Annotated in this window: 23 protein-coding genes; 10 read left to right on the forward strand and 13 right to left on the reverse strand. The window is 63.8% G+C overall.

The window, feature by feature from the left end; translation table 11 throughout:
* The first annotated feature begins 70 nt into the window (after positions 1-70).
* A complete protein-coding gene (locus FJ946_RS07485; protein WP_140491411.1) occupies positions 71-1,090 on the forward strand; it encodes a LacI family DNA-binding transcriptional regulator in 1,020 nt (339 codons plus the stop codon).
* Between the two features lie 48 nt (positions 1,091-1,138).
* Here the strand turns inward: FJ946_RS07485 and FJ946_RS07490 are convergent, their stop codons facing one another.
* The 4 genes from FJ946_RS07490 to FJ946_RS07505 form a co-directional block, all read right to left on the reverse strand.
* Complete coding sequence (locus tag FJ946_RS07490) at positions 1,139-2,140, reverse strand: LLM class flavin-dependent oxidoreductase (RefSeq protein ID WP_140524214.1); 1,002 nt, start codon at positions 2,138-2,140, stop codon at positions 1,139-1,141.
* Between the two features lie 23 nt (positions 2,141-2,163).
* Positions 2,164-2,412 carry a hypothetical protein gene (locus FJ946_RS07495; RefSeq protein WP_140563641.1) on the reverse strand — a complete coding sequence of 83 codons (249 nt, stop codon included), beginning with the start codon at positions 2,410-2,412 and terminating at the stop codon, positions 2,164-2,166.
* Between the two features lie 73 nt (positions 2,413-2,485).
* On the reverse strand, positions 2,486-3,652 hold the full coding sequence (locus FJ946_RS07500; RefSeq protein ID WP_140491417.1) for an AI-2E family transporter: 1,167 nt from the start codon (positions 3,650-3,652) through the stop codon (positions 2,486-2,488).
* A gap of 151 nt (positions 3,653-3,803) precedes the next feature.
* Positions 3,804-4,862, reverse strand: coding sequence for an LLM class flavin-dependent oxidoreductase (locus FJ946_RS07505; RefSeq protein ID WP_140563643.1), 1,059 nt, complete (start codon positions 4,860-4,862; stop codon positions 3,804-3,806).
* 220 nt (positions 4,863-5,082) lie between these two features.
* Here FJ946_RS07505 and FJ946_RS07510 point away from each other — a divergent pair, with 220 nt between their 5' ends.
* Positions 5,083-5,511 (forward strand): DUF6481 family protein, encoded by a 429-nt coding sequence (locus FJ946_RS07510; protein WP_140551615.1) that lies wholly within the window; start codon positions 5,083-5,085, stop codon positions 5,509-5,511.
* A 186-nt stretch (positions 5,512-5,697) separates the two neighbouring features.
* Here the strand turns inward: FJ946_RS07510 and sugE are convergent, their stop codons facing one another.
* Together sugE and FJ946_RS30710 are read right to left on the reverse strand one after the other, a co-directional pair.
* Entirely contained in the window at positions 5,698-6,012 is a 315-nt protein-coding gene (sugE, locus tag FJ946_RS07515; RefSeq protein WP_140491423.1) for a quaternary ammonium compound efflux SMR transporter SugE, read from the reverse strand.
* 245 nt (positions 6,013-6,257) lie between these two features.
* Positions 6,258-6,458, reverse strand: coding sequence for a hypothetical protein (locus FJ946_RS30710; RefSeq protein ID WP_181167610.1), 201 nt, complete (start codon positions 6,456-6,458; stop codon positions 6,258-6,260).
* A 199-nt stretch (positions 6,459-6,657) separates the two neighbouring features.
* Between FJ946_RS30710 and FJ946_RS07525 the strand changes: the two genes are divergently transcribed.
* Positions 6,658-7,611, forward strand: a complete 954-nt coding sequence (locus FJ946_RS07525; protein ID WP_140514327.1) for a cation diffusion facilitator family transporter — start codon at positions 6,658-6,660, stop codon at positions 7,609-7,611.
* Between the two features lie 125 nt (positions 7,612-7,736).
* The gene (locus FJ946_RS07530; RefSeq protein ID WP_140563645.1) at positions 7,737-8,141 is read left to right on the forward strand and encodes a GFA family protein; all 405 of its coding nucleotides are present in this window, start codon (positions 7,737-7,739) and stop codon (positions 8,139-8,141) included.
* Between the two features lie 19 nt (positions 8,142-8,160).
* Here the strand turns inward: FJ946_RS07530 and FJ946_RS07535 are convergent, their stop codons facing one another.
* A complete protein-coding gene (locus FJ946_RS07535; RefSeq protein ID WP_140491433.1) occupies positions 8,161-9,447 on the reverse strand; it encodes a DNA recombination protein RmuC in 1,287 nt (428 codons plus the stop codon).
* Between the two features lie 103 nt (positions 9,448-9,550).
* Between FJ946_RS07535 and def the strand changes: the two genes are divergently transcribed.
* From def to truA, 4 genes are read left to right on the forward strand one after another with little or no spacing between them, the layout of a single operon-like run.
* Positions 9,551-10,081 carry a peptide deformylase gene (gene def, locus FJ946_RS07540; protein ID WP_056573548.1) on the forward strand — a complete coding sequence of 177 codons (531 nt, stop codon included), beginning with the start codon at positions 9,551-9,553 and terminating at the stop codon, positions 10,079-10,081.
* Between the two features lie 6 nt (positions 10,082-10,087).
* Positions 10,088-11,023, forward strand: a complete 936-nt coding sequence (gene fmt / locus FJ946_RS07545; RefSeq protein ID WP_140563647.1) for a methionyl-tRNA formyltransferase — start codon at positions 10,088-10,090, stop codon at positions 11,021-11,023.
* Complete coding sequence (locus FJ946_RS07550) at positions 11,020-11,526, forward strand: N-acetyltransferase (RefSeq protein ID WP_140563649.1); 507 nt, start codon at positions 11,020-11,022, stop codon at positions 11,524-11,526. Before fmt ends, FJ946_RS07550 begins: the two co-directional genes overlap by 4 nt.
* Positions 11,527-11,549: 23 nt before the next feature.
* On the forward strand, positions 11,550-12,299 hold the full coding sequence (truA, locus tag FJ946_RS07555; RefSeq protein WP_140563651.1) for a tRNA pseudouridine(38-40) synthase TruA: 750 nt from the start codon (positions 11,550-11,552) through the stop codon (positions 12,297-12,299).
* On the opposite strand, the gene FJ946_RS07560 is transcribed toward truA, so the two are convergent.
* Both FJ946_RS07560 and dapE read right to left on the reverse strand, forming a co-directional pair.
* A complete protein-coding gene (locus FJ946_RS07560; RefSeq protein ID WP_140514320.1) occupies positions 12,287-12,916 on the reverse strand; it encodes a transporter in 630 nt (209 codons plus the stop codon). The two genes, truA and FJ946_RS07560, sit on opposite strands and share 13 nt — an antisense overlap.
* Positions 12,917-12,921: 5 nt before the next feature.
* Entirely contained in the window at positions 12,922-14,115 is a 1,194-nt protein-coding gene (gene dapE / locus FJ946_RS07565) for a succinyl-diaminopimelate desuccinylase (protein ID WP_140563653.1), read from the reverse strand.
* A 129-nt stretch (positions 14,116-14,244) separates the two neighbouring features.
* On the opposite strand from dapE, the gene FJ946_RS07570 reads away from it, so the two are divergent.
* The gene (locus tag FJ946_RS07570) at positions 14,245-15,282 is read left to right on the forward strand and encodes a 2-dehydropantoate 2-reductase (protein WP_140563655.1); all 1,038 of its coding nucleotides are present in this window, start codon (positions 14,245-14,247) and stop codon (positions 15,280-15,282) included.
* A 73-nt stretch (positions 15,283-15,355) separates the two neighbouring features.
* Here FJ946_RS07570 and FJ946_RS07575 read toward each other — a convergent pair whose 3' ends face one another.
* From FJ946_RS07575 to dapD, 3 genes are all read right to left on the reverse strand, one after another.
* Positions 15,356-15,733, reverse strand: coding sequence for a DUF805 domain-containing protein (locus FJ946_RS07575; RefSeq protein WP_224519055.1), 378 nt, complete (start codon positions 15,731-15,733; stop codon positions 15,356-15,358).
* On the reverse strand, positions 15,726-16,049 hold the full coding sequence (locus tag FJ946_RS07580; RefSeq protein ID WP_140559068.1) for a DUF805 domain-containing protein: 324 nt from the start codon (positions 16,047-16,049) through the stop codon (positions 15,726-15,728). The genes FJ946_RS07575 and FJ946_RS07580 overlap by 8 nt, the downstream gene beginning before the upstream one ends.
* Before the next feature lie 71 nt (positions 16,050-16,120).
* Positions 16,121-16,975: a 2,3,4,5-tetrahydropyridine-2,6-dicarboxylate N-succinyltransferase gene (gene dapD / locus FJ946_RS07585; RefSeq protein ID WP_140491451.1), complete on the reverse strand. Its 855-nt coding sequence runs from the start codon at positions 16,973-16,975 to the stop codon at positions 16,121-16,123.
* A 146-nt stretch (positions 16,976-17,121) separates the two neighbouring features.
* Here dapD and FJ946_RS07590 point away from each other — a divergent pair, with 146 nt between their 5' ends.
* The gene (locus FJ946_RS07590; protein WP_140563657.1) at positions 17,122-17,967 is read left to right on the forward strand and encodes an LOG family protein; all 846 of its coding nucleotides are present in this window, start codon (positions 17,122-17,124) and stop codon (positions 17,965-17,967) included.
* A gap of 76 nt (positions 17,968-18,043) precedes the next feature.
* Here FJ946_RS07590 and FJ946_RS07595 read toward each other — a convergent pair whose 3' ends face one another.
* Positions 18,044-18,754 carry a pyrimidine 5'-nucleotidase gene (locus FJ946_RS07595; RefSeq protein WP_140563659.1) on the reverse strand — a complete coding sequence of 237 codons (711 nt, stop codon included), beginning with the start codon at positions 18,752-18,754 and terminating at the stop codon, positions 18,044-18,046.
* Positions 18,755-18,862: the final 108 nt, after the last annotated feature.

Genomic DNA, 18,862 nt, shown 5'->3' on the forward strand with positions numbered 1-18,862 from the left:
GAGGCGGCGAAACGTTTCGAAAATGGCAAGGTCAAGGCAGACAAGGCAGCGAAAATCGACGGCGCCGACCATGCTTCACGTGGCCGAAGCGGCGCGCGTGTCGGTCGCCACGGTTTCGGCGCTGATCAACGGCACGGCGACCGTCAGCCCGGAGCTCAGCCAGCGCATCGAGCAGGCGATCCGCGATATCGGCTACAAGCGCAATGCGATCGCCCGCAGCCTGAAAATGGGCACCACGCGCACCATCGGATTGACTGTCCCGCACATCACCAATCCGTTCTTCACCGATGTCGTGTCAGTCATCCAGCAGGCCTTCGACCGCGCCGGCTATGCGGTCATGCTGTGCTGCACGGACGAGGACCTCAACACCCAGGACGACCAGATCAGGCTGCTGCTCGACCGTATGGTCGACGGGCTGATCGTGGCGCGCGTCGGCGATGGGACGATCCTCAAGCGCATCGTCGACGACGCCAACGTGCCGGTCGTCCTGCTTGACCGCATCTGCGACGGTGTCGACACGGATGCCGTGGTGCTCGACAACCAGCGCGCCGTGTTCGACGCCATCACCTACCTGATACATCTCGGGCACCGGCGCATCGGCTACATCACCGGAACGTCGGATATCTCACCGATGCATGATCGCATGGCCGGATATCGCGAAGCGCTTCAGGCAGCCGGCCTGCCGGTCGCCGAGGAGCTGGTACGTTCCGGCAATTTTCACGAGATCGACGGCTATAACGCGGCCATGCAGCTGTTGTCGCTGCACGACAGGCCGAGCGCGATCTTCTCCGCCAACAATCCGATGGTGATCGGCACCATGAAGGCGATCCGCGATATCGGCCTGTCCTGCCCGGAAGATGTTTCGATCGCCTGTTTCGACGATTTTCCGTGGTCGGACGTGTTTGTCCCGCAACTGACCACGGTGGCACAGCCGGTGCAGGCGATCGGCGAACAGGCGGCCAATTTGCTGCTCGACCGCCTTGCCGGAAATCGCGACGCGCCGCCGCGCAAGCTGGTGCTCAAGGGCCGGTTGATGATCCGCAATTCATGCCGACCGCTGGGAGCGGTGGCGCAGAGCGTGAGTGCGTAGAGCGGTTCAGTGGTTGAATCGCTATCGGCAAGCGCCGAGCTGGAAATCTCACGCCGCTTGCGACAGCGATTTGTGGGCGTCGGCCAGGATTTCGAAGGACCTCACCCGAGCCGCATGATCGAATATCTGCGCGGTGACCATCAATTCGTCGGCGCCGGTGCGGCGAACGAAGGCGTCGATGCCTTGCCGCACCGTTTCCGGCGAGCCGACGACGGCGCAGGACAGCGCCTGGCCGAGCATGGACTTGGCCATCGGATCGAGATCGCGGTCATAGTTCTCGACCGGTGGCGGCAATTTTCCGGGGCGGCCGGTGCGCAGATTGACGAAAGCCTGCTGCAGCGAGGTGAACAGCAGTCGTGCCTCAGTGTCGGTGGGCGCCGCAAAGACGTTGAGGCCGAGCATGACATAGGGCTTGTCGAGCTGTTCCGACGGCTGGAAGCGGGAGCGGTAGATGTCCAGCGCATGGTCTAGCTCGGCCGGCGCGAAATGCGAAGCGAAGGCGTAGGGCAGGCCGAGCATGGCGGCAAGCTGGGCGCCATACAGGCTGGAGCCGAGGATCCAGACCGGCACGGTCTGGCCTTCACCCGGCACGGCGCGCAGCCGCTGGCCCTCTTCCGCCGGCAGGAAATAGCCCATCAGCTCGACGACGTCCTGCGGAAAATTGTCGGCACCGGCCTCGAGATTGCGGCGCAAGGCGCGCGCCGTGTTCATGTCCGTGCCGGGCGCCCTGCCGAGGCCGAGATCGATGCGGCCGGGGAACAAGGCGGCCAGCGTGCCGAACTGCTCGGCGATGACCAGCGGCGAGTGATTGGGCAACATGATGCCGCCGGCGCCGACGCGAATGGTCTTGGTGCCGCCCGCGACATGGGCAATGACGACCGAGGTGGCGGCACTTGCGATGCCCGGCATGTTATGATGCTCGGCCAGCCAATAGCGCTTGTAGCCCAGCCGCTCGGCATGGCGGGCAAGATCGAGCGAATTGGCCAGCGACTGCGAGGCATCGCTGCCTTCGACGATCGGCGACAGGTCGAGGACGGAAAGGGCTGCCATGTCAGGTCTCCACGAGATTTATCTCAAGCACCCTGCCTCGAAGGCCGTGCGGTCGGGAATGAGGATGCCAAGCCGCCCCCGAGCGCATCGTCAAATCCGCTGGCCGCGGCCATGCGTTTCTGCTCGGCGGGGCTGCCGCGATGATGGACAGGAAATGCAAGCCCGGATCTGTCGACGCCAAATGTTGGCGACGCGCCCAGCCGCGCATCGCGCAAGCCGGCATGGCCGATGCGAGCGAAACAGTCGTCGAGGTCGAAGGAAGCATCGCTCATGGGAAGGGCACCGGCCATTGGACCGGCCGGATATAGGCATTCGAGCCAGGCGCCGCAAACCAGACGCGCGGCTTTATGCCGGAGCCTTACCTTCCTCGGTGGCCTCATCTTCCACCGCCGAGAGATGTTGTGCCGCCAGGAAGTTGCCGACATGGCTCAGACCATCGAAGTGATCGCAGAACACCTTGATGAGGACCAGCAGCGGCACCGCCATCAGCGCGCCGACAAAGCCCCATAGCCATGACCAGAAGGCAATGGCGATGAAGATCGCCACGGCGTTGATCTCGAGCCGCCGGCCGACAACCATCGGCGTTACGAATTGGCCTTCGACGATGTCGCACAAAAGCAGGAAGGCAGGCGCCAACAACGCATAGGAGATCGTGTCGAAGCTGATCAGCGCGATGATCGTGACCACGATGAGCGTGATCATGGCGCCGACATAGGGCAGGAAATTAAGCAGAGCGGCCGTGGCGCCCCAGACGAGCGGGTTGGGCATGCCGAGTGCCCACAGACCAAGGCCAATGATCGTGCCGAGGCCGATATTGATGATGGTGACGGTGAGCAGATAGTGCGAGATTTCCCGTTCCACGTCGTAAACGACCCGCAGCGCCCGCTTCTTCTCGGTGAGGCTGGCGAAGGACTGGATGATCTTTTCATAGAACATCGTGCCTGAAGCGAGCAGGAACAGCGACAGCACGAAGATGATGGTCAGGCTTGTTCCCGCCGAAAGGATGTTCGAGGCCGCCGACGACAGGAAGCCAGACTGGGCTACCGCGACTTTCTGTATGCCCGGCTCCTGCGACGTCTCGGTGAGGCCTTCGATCTGATGTGTAACCTCCATCATCCTCTCGAGCGGAGGTCGCAAATGCGCCAGCCGCTCGGTCAGCCGCTGGCCGATCGACGAAGTGTTGTTGATGAGATCGATCACCGGGCCGCTCAGCAGGTAGCCGGCGCTGGCGAAGAGGCAGAGGGACAGAAGCACCAGAAGCGTCGCCGAAATCACCTCGGGTATGCCGCGCTTGCGCAGAAGCCTGACGATCGGCGTCAGCGTCAATGCCAGCAGAAAGGCCAGTATGACCGGCATGAAGAAGGCACGGGCGAAATAGAGCGCGTAGATGGCCATGAAGATGAAGATGCCGACGAGCAGCGAGCGTATCAGATGCGTGTCGGCGCGGGCGGCGATGCGCGCCTCTTCTGCTTCGGAAACGCCCGCGACCGAAGCGGTGGGGTCAGCTTTCATCACGGTCCCTCGGCGGCGCACCGCAATTGGCGCAACCGCTGAGAAAACGCCCCTGCCGGTCCAAGGTTCCGTGAGCCGGCGTTGACGGCGAGCCCACGAGGCCCGCCGTCGCGGTTATTGTTCCCACGCAATTTTTCGCGGAAGTGCAACACTACGCGGCAGGCGCCGGGGCCGGGACGGCGTCAGCCGTTTCCTTGCGCACGATCGGCGCCACCCTGGTGCCGTAGAGTTCAATCGCCTTCATGATCTTGGCATGCGGCATGATGCCGATCGCCATCTGCAGCAGGAAGCGGTCATTGCCGAAGATCTTGTGCTGGGCGACGATCTTCTCGGCCACCTGCTCGGGATTGCCGACGAACAAGGCGCCGCCCGGGCCGCGTGACTGGTCGAAATGCGCCCGCGAGGTCGGACCCCAGCCGCGCTCGCGGCCGATGCGGTTCATCACCTCGGCCTGTGGGCCATAGAAATCGTCGGCCGCCTTCTCGGTCGTGTCGGCGATGAAGCCGTGGACGTTGATGCTGGTGGCAAGACCCTTCGGATCGGCGCCCGCGCGCCTGGCGGCCTCGCGGTAGAGGTCAAACAGCGGCGCGAACCGCGCCGGCTCGCCGCCGATGATGGCGAGCGCCAGCGGCAGGCCGAGCGCGCCCGCGCGGGCGGCGGACTGCGGCGTGCCGCCGATGGCGATCCAGATCGGCAGTTTTTCCTGCAAGGGGCGTGGGTAGACGCCGCGATCGTTGATCGGCGCGCGCAGATTGCCCGACCAGGTGATCTTCACCTGATCGCGGATGGCGAGCAGCAGGTCGAGCTTTTCGGCGAACAGCTCGTCATAATCCTCAAGATTGTAGCCGAACAGCGGAAAGGACTCGATGAACGAGCCGCGCCCGGCCATGATTTCGGCCCGGCCGCCGGAAAGAAGGTCGAGCGTGGCGAATTGCTGGAAGACGCGGACCGGATCGTCCGAGGACAGGACAGTGACGGCGCTGGTCAGTTTTATGCGTTTGGTGTGCTCGGCCGCCGCGGCCAGAGCCACGACAGGCGCGGACGCGGCATAGTCCGGCCGGTGATGCTCGCCGAGGCCGAAAACGTCGAGGCCGACCTGATCGGCCAGTTCGATCTCCTCGATCAGGTTGCGCAGCCGCTCGTGCGGGCCGATTGCGCCGGGGCCCGGCTGCGGGCTGACGTCGGCGAAAGTGTAGAGACCGAGTTCCATCTGGTGTCATCCTGGCGTTTGATTTTCGCGCTAGAGGTAGCGATCAGCCCGTATCACCACCAGAGGGTCTGACTGCGAACAGTGCGTGTCCGTTTCGGCCGCGAAGGCGTCTCCCGGCTGCAACAGCACGGAATTTCATGGCTGGCATACCGTTTTGGCGCTTGAACTCCCGGTTTTCGCGCGTATGTAAGCGTCGCGAATTGACTTCAGGGAAGTGGACTTGGCTATCTACAGGGAAAAAGACATTTTCGAGCGGCGCAACGCCGCGAACGAGGCAAAGAAGGCGCTTCTGGAGCGCTTCAAGTCGAAGCCGGCGGCGGACGATCCCGCAGTGCTGGCGCGACAGGCCGAACGCAAGGCTATCCTTGCGGCGCGTGAGATACGTGAGGCCGAGAAGGCGAGGCTGAAGCAGGAAAGGCTGGCACGCGAGGCAATCGAAAAGGCTGAGCGCGAGGCCGCAGCCGAAGCCGCACGGATCGCGGCCGAAGAGGCGGCGCAGGCGGAAGCCAGGATTCGGGAAGCCGAAGAGGCCGAGCGCATCGCGCGTCTGCTGGCCGACGAGGCCGAGCGCAAGGCGAAGCGCGATGCGCGCTATGCGGCGCGCAAGGCGCGCACCGGCAGGACACCGCCAGGCTTTACCGGCCGCTAGCCTCAGACCGCCGGAGCAATCTGCTTCGAGGATCAGGGTCGCTGCGAAGCGGCCCTGCATGCGTTTGTCCGCGCGCCAATTCATGCGATTGCCGACGCCGGTTGTGATGCGACTTTCGCGGAATTGCTCTGTTTGCTTCGACGCAATTCCGGACGGAAAGCCGCTTCGCACCTTTCCTGGATTGCTTTACGCCGCGAATTTCAGCCCCATAATGCCGCAGACGATGAGCGCGATGCAGGCGAGCCTGATCACGGTCGCCGGCTCGCCGAGTAGCCAGATACCGAGCAGCGCCGTGCCGACCGTGCCGATACCGGTCCACACCGCATAGGCGGTGCCGACGGGCAGCGCTTTCAGCGCCAGTCCAAGCAGCGTGAGGCTGACGATCATCGAAGCGACCGTGAGCACGGTTGGGACGAGCCGGGTGAATCCGTCGGTGTATTTGAGGCCGATTGCCCAGCCGATCTCGAACAGGCCGGCGAAAAACAGAAAAATCCATGACATGGGGAACGCTCCATCCAAGCATCGCACCGACGTCCGTTTCGGGACGATGCAATGCGCGATCGACCGAGCACCGCGGAAGCCGTCCGGCTGCCGATGCCCTATCAAACAGTGGGCGGGTCGTCCCGACCGGATTTCAGGAGATGTGGGGTCGTCCCCGCACCAGATATAGGCTGTCTTAACGCCGTATCAACAAGGTGCCGGCGGTGTTTCGAACGCCGCCGGCGAACTCCATCCGAGGCACGCGACTATTTTTCCTTGAGCCTCGTTGCCTTGACCGGCGGCGCCTTGAGCGTGGGAGCAGCGGCCGGCTTCTTGGCGTCCTTCTTTGGCTTGCGGGCCTCCTTGCCTGCTTTCATCGCACCTTTTGCCATGATTCGTTCCTCCAGTTGCGGGAGGCGAAGTGAAACAAGAGAAATGCCTCTAGGCAAGGGGCTGTTCGCGGCCATGGCCGCGAAAACCGGCAACCTGTTTCGGCGGCCTTATGAATCCGAACCGGCGCGCAGCGACTTGAACGGACGGGGTGTTGGTGCGTCGCGATGGCCGCGAAATTTCGGCGGGCCCGCAGCATGATCTCAAGGAAATCGGCTCCCACTTTTCCTGCAATTGCTCTAGACTTCGCGTGTCGGACAGGACGACAGGGAAGCAATGGCGGGGCATGGCGGCTCTCGAACGGTCATCTACGCGGCGCTCGCCGGCAATCTCGCGATCGCGCTGACCAAATTCGTCGCAGCCTTCTTCACCGGCAGTTCGGCGATGTTTTCGGAAGGCGTGCATTCGCTGGTCGATACCGGCAATGGTAGCCTGCTGCTTTATGGCATGCATCGCGCCGCACGCCCGGCCACCCGCGCGCATCCGCTCGGCCATGGCCGCGAGCTCTACTTCTGGAGCTTCATCGTGGCGCTTCTCGTCTTCGCGCTCGGCGCCGGCGTATCGTTCTACGAAGGCGTGACGCACATCATTGCGCCCGAACCGGCCGCCAATGTCAGGGTCAACTACATCGTGCTCGGCCTGTCGTTTCTGTTCGAGGGCAGCTCATGGCTGGTGGCGCTGAGGGAATTCCGCCGGCAGAAGGGCCAGCAGGGCTGGCTGCAGGCCGTGCAATCGAGCAAGGATCCAAGCGTCTACACAGTGCTGTTCGAGGACAGTGCCGCGCTTCTCGGCCTGATCGTCGCCTTTGCCGGCATATTGGCGGCGGAGATTTTCGAGATGCCGGAACTGGACGGCGCCGCCTCGATCGGCATTGCGCTGATCCTGGGTGCGACCGCGGCCTTCCTGGCGCGCGAGAGCAAGGGGCTGCTCATCGGCGAGCCTGCTTCGCCCGCGGTGCAGAAAGAAGTGCTGGCGATCGCGCAGCAGGATCCGGCGGTGCAGCGGGCGAACGGCGTCCTGACGGTCCACCTGGGGCCGGAAGAAATCGTTGCCGGCCTGAGCATCGAATTCGAGGACCATCTGTCCGCGCCGGAAATCGAAGCCTGCGTCGAGCGCCTCGAAGCGCAGCTAAGGAAGGAAATGCCCGAGATCACCCGGCTGTTCGTCAAGCCGCAGACGTCAGGCACCTGGGAACAGCGACGCAAGCTGATCGAATCAGCATCCGAGTAGACTTTGAGCATAGCCTCGAAACCCGCGTTCCATTCCTCGGGATCATGCCTCTGGATCAGCGTCGCGTCGTTGCCTTGCGCCGCTGCGCCGCTAAAATCAGCCGATCGAGTTTTGGAGGACTGATTATGAAGATCGACGGCGGCTGTCATTGTGGTGCCATCACCTATGAGGCGGAGGTCGAACCGGAAAAGACCTCGATCTGCCATTGTACCGATTGCCAACAGTTGACCGGTACGGCCTTTCGCGTCACCGTTCCGGCGTCTGAAGATCACTACCGGATCACAAAGGGTACACCGAAGGTCTACATCAAGACCGTGGCAAGCGGCGCCAAGCGCGTCCAGGCCTTTTGCGCCGACTGCGGCTCGCACCTTTACGCCACGTCGGTCGGAGATGGCCCAAAGGTCTACGGCATTCGAGTGGGAACCGCGCGGCAACGCCAGGATTTGATTCCGACACTGCAAAAATGGCACCGCTCGGCGCTTCACTGGCTACCTGAATTTCACGGCATGGCCACAGTGGAGGAGCAGTAGCGCCGTCCGGTGCGGCGCCTCATTCGTCGCCTTCGACGACCCTCAGCCTGAGCTGGCCGGTCTTTGAATCGGCAACGCGTGGGGAATCGACAACGCGCGGGCCGGGTTCCGGCTTCGCAGGGGCTGGTGACGCCATGTCAGGGTCGGCATCGCCTCCGGGCTGCGCCCCAAACTCCAGAGCTTCGATCTTCTGGCCGCGTTTGGTCACCTTCGACGTCGAGACGAGGATGTCGTCTATATCCTTGGCCGACTGGGCAAAATGGCCCTGCAATTTGCGCACCCGCTCGTCGACGCGCGAAACATCCTCCATCAGCCGGATCACCTCGCCCTGGATCAGGTGTGCCTGCTCGCGCATACGGGCATCCTTCAGGATCGCCTGGATGACCTGGATCGACAGCATCAGGAGCGACGGCGAGACGATGACGACGCGGGCGCGGTGCGCCTTCTGCACCACCGCCTCGAAATTTTCGTGGATCTCGGCAAACACCGATTCCGACGGCACGAACATGAAGGCGGTATCCTGCGTCTCGCCCTGGATCAGATATTTATCCGCGATATCGCGGACATGCACCTCGATGTCGCGGCGGAAGGCCTGCGACGCGACCTTCTGCTGTTCGGCGCCTTCGGCGGCGCGGATGGCGTTCCAGGCTTCCAGCGGAAACTTGGCGTCGACGGCAAGCGCCGGCGCGCCGTTGGGCATCTTCACCAGGCAATCGGGACGGCTGCCGTTGGACAAGGTCGCCTGGAACTCGTAGGCGCCGTGCGGCAGACCGTCGGCGACGATCGCTTCCATGCGCGACTGGCCGAAGGCGCCGCGCGTCTGCTTGTTGGAGAGGATCGCCTGCAATTGCACGACCTGGCCGGCGAGCGACTGGATGTTGCCTTGCGCGGTGTCGATGACGGCCAGCCGCTCCTGCAATTTGGCCAGGCTCTCATGAGTGGATTTGGTTTGCTCGGTCATGGTCTGGCCGAGGCGGCCGGTCATGGCATCGAGGCGCTGGCCGATCGATTGCGTCAGTTCCGCCTGCCGCGCGCCGAAGACTTCCGCGATGGCGCCCATGCGGCCCTGCATCTCGGCTTGGCTTTGCAATATGCCGGCCATCCGCGCCTCGGCGTCGCGGGCATGGTCGGCGGCTTCGGCAGCGGCCACGGCGCGCGCCTTGGCCGAGCGCCACAGCGCGACGACAAGCGCCACGAACAGGCCAAGAAACACAAAGGCCCCGAACGCCAGCGCATGGCCGAGCGTGATCGTGGTCGCGCCAAGCCGGGCGACAGGTTCCGAAAGGATGGATGTCAGGTCGTTCATGCACACAGCATAGACGATTCGGCCGGCCAGCACAGATCAAAACGTGAACGATCCCCCGGCGTACCGGTTGACGCCCTTTATTCAAGGTCTTAGGTGAGACGCCATGCCGATCAAGCCGCTCATCATCCTTCCCGACCCCATCCTGCGCCAGGTTTCCAAGCCGGTGGAGCGCGTCGACGCGCCCTTGCGCAAACTGGCCGACGACATGCTGGCGACCATGTATGACGCGCCCGGCATCGGGCTGGCCGCGATCCAGATCGGCGAACCGCTGCGCATGCTGGTGATCGACCTCGCCAAGGAGGACGAGACGCCGGCGCCGCATGTCTTCATCAATCCCGAAATCCTGGAAAGCGCCGACCAGCGCTCCGTCTACGAGGAAGGTTGCCTGTCGATTCCCGACTATTATGCCGAGGTCGAACGCCCGGCTTCCGTGCGGGTCAAGTACCTCGACCGCGATGGCAAGCTGCAGGAAATGGAGGCCGAGGGGCTGATGGCAACCTGCCTGCAGCATGAGATCGACCATCTCAACGGCGTGCTGTTCATCGACCACATTTCGAAGCTGAAGCGCGACATGGTGGTGAAGAAGTTCAAGAAGCTGGCCAAGGACAAGGCTCCGGGCAAGCTGGTGGGATAGGGGACAATGCCCCTTCGCGTGATTTTCATGGGGACGCCGGAGTTTTCGGTGCCGACATTGCGCGCAATTGCCGATGCCGGACATGAGGTCGCGGCCGTCTACACGCAGCCGCCGCGAGCCGCCGGCCGGCGCGGCCTTGAGCTGACGCCGTCGCCGGTACAGCGCGAGGCGGAACGGCTGGGCATCGAGACGCGCACGCCGACGTCGCTCAAGGGCGAGGCCGAACAGGCAGCTTTTCGCGCGCTGCAAGCCGATATCGGCGTGGTCGTGGCTTACGGCCTGCTGCTGCCCAGGGCGGTGCTTGAGGCGCCGCGACTGGGCTGCATCAACGGCCATGCCTCGCTGTTGCCGCGGTGGCGCGGTGCGGCGCCCATCCAACGGGCGATCATGGCGGGCGACAGCGAAACCGGCATGATGGTCATGCGCATGGAAGAAGGCCTCGACACCGGCCCGGTGGGGCTGGTTGAAAAATGCGTCATCGAACCCGATATGACCGCCGGCGATCTGCATGATCGATTGATGAGCGTCAGCGCCGCACTGATCGTGGAAGCGCTGGCGCGGCTGGAAAGGAATAGCCTGGCGTTCACCGCCCAAGCGGTTGAGGGGGTGACCTATGCCAAAAAGATCGATAAATCCGATACGCACGTGGATTGGACGCGACCCGCGGCCGAAGTTCACAATAATATTCGCGGCCTGTCGCCGTTCCCCGGCGCCTGGTGCGAGGTTGAAATTGGTGGCCGGGTGGAACGGCTGAAACTGCTTCGCTCGACGCTTGCGCAAGGTGTGGGCGAGCCGGGAGGAATTCTCGACGACCGCCTGACGGTCGCCTGCGGAGCGGGCGCGATCCGGCTGGTCGAAGTTCAACGGGCTGGCGGAAGGCCCGCCGCCGCGCAAGAATTCCTGCGCGGGACCAAGATCGAAAAAGGAATGAAACTGTCATGAGCATGATGTCGATACGCGCGGCGACGCCGCGGGATCGCGAGGCCATCCGCCTCGTCGAGGAACACGCTTTCGGCCAGCAGGCGGAGGCCGGGCTGGTTGACGCGCTGGTTTCCGGCGGCGACGCCGTTGTCGAACTGGTGGCGGAAGAAGACGGGCAAGTGGTTGGCCACATCCTGTTTTCGCGGCTCTTCGTCCGCACCGGCGGGAAAGATTTCCCGGCGGTGGCACTGGCGCCGCTGGCGGTGGAGCCCTCCTTTCACGGCACCGGCATTGGCGGCGCGCTGATCCGCGAGGCTCACATCCGCCTGCGCGACACCGGCGAGATGCTGGCCGTGGTGCTGGGCGACCCCACCTACTACGGCCGTTTCGGCTACAGCCACGCGCGCGCCGAAGGATTCGAGAGTGAATACCAGGGCGAGGCGCTGCAGGCGCTGGCCTGGGGCGACGCTCCCGAAACCGGCCGGCTGGTCTACGCCTCGGCCTTCACCGCACTCGCCGCCTAGGCGAGTGCGTATAGCCGCCCGGCATGCCGCGTTTTCGCCTCGACATCGAATATGACGGCAGCTTGTTTGCCGGCTGGCAGCACCAGGCGGACCAGCCTTCGGTGCAGCAGGCGATCGAGCAGGCGATCGAAAAATTCTGCGGCCAGCAGGTCCGCTTGCGCGCTGCCGGCCGCACCGATGCGGGCGTGCATGCGACGGCCCAGGTGGCGCATGTCGACCTGGCCAGGGCCTGGCCGGACGACAAGGTGCGCGATGCCGTCAACGCGCACCTGCAGGGCGCCGGCAATCGCATCGCGATCTTGAAAGCCACGACCGTCGTCGACGGCTTCGATGCCCGCTTCTCGGCCATCGGCCGCCACTATCTCTACCGCATCCTCAACCGGCGCGCGCCCTCGGCCCTGGAAAAGGGTAAGGTATGGTGGGTGCCGAAGCAGCTCGACGCCGCTGCCATGCACGAAGCCGCCAAAGTGCTGCTCGGACGGCACGATTTCACCACCTTCCGTTCCACGCAATGCCAGGCCGAGAGCCCGGTGCGCACGCTCGACCGTCTTGACGTCAGCCGTTCGGGCGACATGATCGAAGTCAGAGCCTCGGCGCGTTCCTTCCTGCACAACCAGGTGCGCTCGATGGTCGGCTCGCTCAAGCGCGTCGGCGAAGGCGCATGGACGGCCGGCGATCTCAAGGCGGCGCTCGAGGCGCACGACCGCGCCGCCTGCGGCCAGGTGGCGCCGCCCGACGGGCTTTTTCTGATCGGCGTCGATTATCCCGGATAGAGTCCCGAAAGGCTCTGAGCTCCGGTGTCCGGAACCGTGATGCCAAGCAGCGCCTGCAGCCCGAACAGCACGATCAGCGAAGCGATGAACATGCCAACGAAGACAGCGGTCCCGATTGCGGCCCCCCTGCCGATGGTCGCGTTGGTCATGCGCCAGGTCAGCACCATCGACAGCGCGAACAACAGCAGCGACACAAGGCTGGAGATCTGGCTCGCCGACGTCAGGAAAAGCCTGATCAGCGCGGACGGCAGCATCAGCCAGGCGGTGATGGCCGAAGCCCAGTTCGAGGCCACCACATAGTGCACGAAGCGGCCGCCGATGCCGGCGCGCGGCGCGACCAGAGCCAGTGCGACCAGAGGCAGCACCCAGGAACCGATATCGACTGTCGCCAGCCGCAACAGCATGCTGAAGCGGCCCGCGAAGGCATCGGGATCGCCGATCTCGTTGGCGATGCCGACCCAGCCGACGATCAATGCCGGCGCCGCGACGACGATGGCGAAAAAGGAATTCCAGAAACCATCGGCAGACAGGTCGAGCAGACGCAGGCCATCGGCCCTGCCGAGCATCAGTCGCCAGGCGCCGGTCAGCGAAACTTGGGTCTCGTCCGCCGAAAGCATGCTGCTCAGTCCTGTCCGAACCAGTCTTCGATGAAGCGCTGATAGATTTGCGTCAGCGTCTCGAGATCGGCAAGGGCTACGCGCTCGTCGACCATGTGCATGGTCTTGCCGACCAGGCCGAATTCGACCACCGGGCAATAGTCCTTGATGAAGCGGGCATCCGACGTGCCGCCGGAGGTGGACAACGCCGGCGCTCTGCCGACCACCGTCTTGACCGAGCCGCTCAACGTCTCGATCAGCCTGTCGTCGCGGGTCAGGAAGACATGGCTCGGCCGGTCGCGCCAGACGAGTTCGTAGTCGACCGGCATCTCCTTGCCGGGCCGGTATTTCTTGCGGCCCGCCGCCTGGTCGAGACGGTTGTGGATTTCGGCCTGTATGGTCTCGGCGGTCCAGCTGTCATTGAAGCGGATGTTGAAGGTGGCGGTTGCCTTTGCTGGAATGACGTTGGTGGCCGGGTTGCCTACGTCGATGGATGTCACCTCCAGATTGGTCGGCTGGAAATCCTTCGTGCCCTCATCGAAGACGGGATGCAGCAAAGCATCGATCAGGCTCATCAGCCCGCGTACCGGATTGTCGGCAAGCAAGGGGTAAGCGACATGGCCCTGGCGGCCATTGACGATGACGTCGCCCGACAGCGAGCCGCGCCGGCCGATTTTTATCATGTCGCCGAGCGCAGCCGGGTTGGTCGGCTCGCCGACGATCGATGCATCCCATTTCTCGCCCCTGGAAGCCGCCCATTCGAGCAGCTTCGTGGTACCGTTGATGGCCGGGCCTTCCTCGTCGCCGGTGATCAGCAGCGAGACCGAGCCCTTCGGGCCGCCATTCGCCTCGACATGGCGCGCTACCGCGGCGATGAAACAGGCGATGCCGCCCTTCATGTCGACCGCACCCCGGCCATACATCTCGCCATTGGCGATCTCGGCGCCGAAGGGCGGATGCGTCCAGGCGGCTTCGTCGCCGACCGGCACCACGTCGGTGTGTCCGGCGAACATCAGATGAGGGCCATTGCCGGAGCGCCTGGCATAAAGGTTCTCGATATCGGGCGTGCCGTCTTCCGAAAACACCGGGCGATCGACGAGGAAGCCGAGCGGTTCCAGCATCGTCTGCAACGCGGTCAGCGCACCGCCTTCGGCCGGCGTCACGGAGGCGCAACGGATGAGGGCGGCGAGGTTTGCGGCGGGATCGGTCGGCAGCGTCATGGCAAAAGCGATAGTCGAAAGCTGAAGGCCTGTCACGGCCAGACGTAGGGGCCAGTCCTATGACCGGCGATACCGCCGACATTATGGTTTTCATGTCGTATAGTCGTGGGCCCGGTGCGGAGCGACAGGATGGCAAACGGGGACAAGAGAATCGTCATTGCCGGCGCCGGCAGCATCGGCTGCTATGCCGGCGGCTGCCTGGCGCTCGCCGGGCACCAGGTCATCTTGCTGGCCCGGCCGCGCGTCGAGGCGGCGCTGCGGCAAGGCGGATTGCGGGTCAGCGACCTTGAGGGCCGCGATCGAGGCCTCGAGCCGCAAGCGCTTGCCGTCACCATCGATCCAGCCGCTGCCTTGCCGCAGGCGGACGTGATCCTGGTCACCGTCAAGAGCGGCGCGACGCGGGAAATGGCTGCGCTCATCGCCGCCCACGCCCCGCCGGACGCCGTGGTGGTGAGCCTGCAGAACGGCATCGACAATGCCGACAGGCTGCGCGCCGGTGTCGGCGGGCGACCAGTGCTGGCCGGCATGGTGCCGTTCAATGTCGTGCAATCGGCCGACGGCGAATTGCCGCTGCGTGTCCACCGCGCCAGCGACGGCAAGGTCATGATCGAGGACAGCGATGCCGGTCTGATCAGCCTTCTCGGCGTCGAAGGGCTCCGGGTTGAAGCCCATGCCGACATGAAAGCCGTGCTGTGGGGCAAGCTTTTGATGAATTTGAACAATGCGCTGGTGGCGCTTTCGGGCCTGCCGCTGGCGAGCGAGCTTGCCGACCGGCGCTGGCGGCTGATCCTGGCAAGACAGATCGACGAGGCGCTCCAGGCCATGAAGGCGTCGGGCATCGAGCCGGCGCGGATCGCCGGCTTGCGGCCGGCGCTGTTGCCGATAGTGCTCCGCCTCCCCGATTGGCTATTCAGGCTGCTGGCGCGGCGGATGCTGGCCATCGACCCGGAGGCGCGTTCCTCCATGTGGGACGATCTGCAGCGCGGCCGGCCGACGGAGATCGGCGATTTGCAAGGCGCCGTTCTTCGCCTGGCGCAAGAAGCGGGCACGCCGGCGCCGACGGTCCGACGAATCATCGCCCTGGTGCGTGAAGCGGAAGCGGCCGGCCGCGGATCGCCCGGTTTCGGCGCGGATCAGGTCGCCGCGCCTGAAGCGCGTCGCGTCTGAATGAATTCAGGCGACGCGGATCAGGCCTTCATTTTCATGCATACCGTCAGTAGCGCATCGCGATGATGGGCGCTCAGGGTTCGGCCGGTGCATTGGTGCGCTTGCCATAGCGGTTGGGTCCGGGCTTGCCCGGAAACAGGCAAAGCACGACGAAGGCGACGATCGAGACGACCGGCACGAACAGGATCAACGCCGCGATGCCGGGCTTGTCGAGGTCGTGCAGCCGCTTCACCGCCAGTGCGATGTTCGACCACAGCGAGGCGACGAAGGCGATGAAGAAGACGAACGACCACATGTTGCTCTCGGGCGAGCCTTCCGGCACCAGCGTGAAACGATAGAGCGGGAAGGCCTGGATGATGGCCACGAGCAGCCCACCAAGAAAATAGGCCGCGCGGCTGACGCGGCCCGATGTCTTGAAGAAAAGCCAAGTAAGGTTGGATCTGTCAGGCAAGCGGGTCCCGTCCATATTGATTGACACCCTGGGCGCCTTCGAGAACGCTGAGACCGATCAGCGTCCACCAGCCCGACTTGTCGCGGTCGTGCCAGCGTTTTCCATAGAGAGCAATCGCGAAATAGATCGACGCCAGCGCGACGAGCATGCCGATGATGCCGATCCTGCCGCCGCCTGCGGTCGTGAAGCGCGTGCCGAGAATCGCATCGAGAATGAAGGCAACAATACCGATGACGATGAATATATCGATGCCGGCCCAGAACTTGGCGTGATCGATGCGGCCGTCGAAGCTCGTCAGCAGACATCTCCAGTCCATGCCACCCTCCATGTTGAACCGGCGCGACCGATCGTCGCGCCGGCGGAAGGTGCGCCCGCTTTCCAAAAAGATCAATCGCGCAGCAATTCGTTGATCGAGGTCTTGGACCGGGTCCTGGCATCGACCCGCTTGACGATGACCGCGCAATAGAGGCTTGGACCCGGCTCATTGTTCGGAAACGGCTTGCCAGGCAGCGAACCGGCTACGACGACGGAATTCGGCGGCACTTCGCCGTAGAAAATCTCGCCGGTGGCGCGGTCGACGATCTTGGTCGATTGGCCAATGAAGACGCCCATGCCGAGCACAGAGCCCTCGCGCACGATGCAGCCTTCGACCACTTCCGAGCGCGCGCCGATGAAGCAATTGTCCTCGATGATGGTGGGACCGGCCTGCATCGGCTCCAGCACGCCGCCGATGCCGACGCCGCCCGACAGGTGCACATTCTTGCCGATCTGGGCGCAGGAGCCCACCGAAGCCCAGGTATCGACCATGGTGCCCGAATCGACATAGGCGCCGACATTGACGAAGGACGGCATCAGCACGGCGCCCGGCGCGACATAGGCCGAGCGGCGCACGATCGACGACGGCACGGCGCGGAAACCGGCCTTCTCGAAATCGACGGCGCTCCAGCCGTCGAACTTCGACGGCACCTTGTCCCACCACACGGCCTGGCCGGGACCGCCCTTGATGATCTCCATCGGGTTCAGCCGGAAGGACAAAAGGACGGCTTTCTTCAGCCATTGGTTGACATGCCACTGGCCATCGGCCTGGCGCTCGGCAACGCGGGCGGTGCCGCGGTCGAGCAGATCGAGCGCCGACTGGATGGCGTCGCGTGTCTCGCCTCTGGTCGCCGTCGAAATCGCGTCACGCTCCTCGAAGGCCTTGTCGATGGTCTTTTCGAGGCTCGCCAGATCCGGCTTCGACATGAATTCGCTCCATTACCAGGCTGTTAAGGGGCTGAGCCTTAACCTGTTTTGAAAATCGCGCGGACCCTATGTGAAGGCAGAGTAGGGGTCAATCGCGACTGCGCCATGGGACGGCGCAAGTGAATGAAATGGACGGACCTGACATCATGACACCCATGGAAAAGGCGGGCTGGACGCCGCTGCCGCATTCGGACGAGGATCTGGAGCGGGCCAGGAGCGTGCCGGACACGCCGCAGACGCGCGCCGAGACCTACCGCCTGGCGTGGAACGATCCCGACTTCATGACGCGGCGCGAACTGCGCGCGGTCAGGCTGCAGCTCGAACTCCTGAAGCCGGAGATGATCCTGGCCGAGCGCGGTATCCGCTCGACCGTGGTCCTGTTCGGGGGCGCGCGGCTGCCTGAACCCGGCGGCGAGGCCTGGGCGGCCAAAAACGAGACGCAGAAGAAGAACCTCGAGGAAAACAGCAAATATTACGAGGAGGCGCGCAAATTCGCCCGCCTCTGCTCGCAGCAATCGGCCAGTTCATACTACCGCGAATATGTCGTGGTGACCGGCGGCGGGCCCGGCGTGATGGAAGCGGGCAATCGCGGCGCCGACGATGTCGGCGCGCCCTCTATCGGCCTTAACATCGTTCTGCCGCACGAGCAGGCGCCCAATGTCTATGTGACGCCGGAACTCTGTTTCAACTTCCACTATTTCGCCATCCGCAAGATGCATTTCGTCATGCGCGCGAAGGCCGTCGCGGTGTTTCCCGGCGGCTTCGGCACGATGGACGAATTCTTCGAGACGCTGACGCTGATCCAGACCGGGCGCATGGAGCGCGTGCCGGTGATCCTGTTCGGCAAATCCTTCTGGAAACGGGCGATCGATCTCGACTTCCTCGCCGAGCAAGGCACGATCAGTCCCGGCGACCAGGACATCATCGATTTCGTCGACACCGCCGACGAGGCCTGGGGCATCGTCAGCCGGTTCTATAAGTTAGGGGAGTAAGGGAGTAGGGCAGTAAGGCAGTATATCTAGAATCAAGGGCTGAGAGCGCCCCTCATCTTCCTACTGCCCTACTGCCCTACTGCCTTATCCCCACGACTATCTCCGTCAGAAACCCGGCCAAATCGTCGGTGACGAAGTCGACATCATCTTCCTGCGCCGGATCGCGCTCCCAGATTTCGGAGAATGTCGGCTCGAAATTGCGCGGCACCACCAGGACCGTCGTTATGCCCAGTGACTTCGGCACGGACAGGTTGCGCGCGAGATCCTCGAACATCACCGCATTGTGGCCGGTGACGGCGTGAAGTTCGGCGAATTTCTCGTAGGTCTGGCGCGCAGGCTTGGGGTTGAGCCCGGCAGCGACGATATCGAAGATGTCGTCGAAATGATCAAGGATGCCAAGCTGGCGCGCAGTGCGCTCGGCATGCCTGCGGTCGCCGTTGGTGAAGATGAACTTGCGGCCGGGAAGCTGGCGAATGGCGGTGCCGAGGACGGGATCCGGCACCAGCCAGGAATAGTCGATGTCGTGGACCTTCTCGAGGAAATCGTCGGGGTCTATGCCATGGCGCGTCATCAGCCCGTTCAGTGTCGTGCCATATTCCCGATAAAGTTCCTTTTGCAGCTTGCGCGCGTCCTCGCGCGGCAGCGACAGCAGTTCCCCGACATAGGCGGTCATCTTGACGTCGATCTGCGAGAACAGATTCGAATGATGCGGATAGAGCGTGTTGTCCAGGTCGAACACCCAGTCGGTGACATGGGCGAAGCGAGCGGGGTCGGGGTGTGTAGCCATGCGCCCCTTATGGCACGAAACGGACGATCTTGAAGGGGCTTTATCCACAACTTCTACGCGCCGAAAGTGGCAGAACAGTCTCACCGTTCAAATTTTAGGCATCCTGGA

The sequence above is a fragment of the Mesorhizobium sp. B2-4-7 genome, assembly GCF_006442685.1.
Classification (GTDB): domain Bacteria; phylum Pseudomonadota; class Alphaproteobacteria; order Rhizobiales; family Rhizobiaceae; genus Mesorhizobium.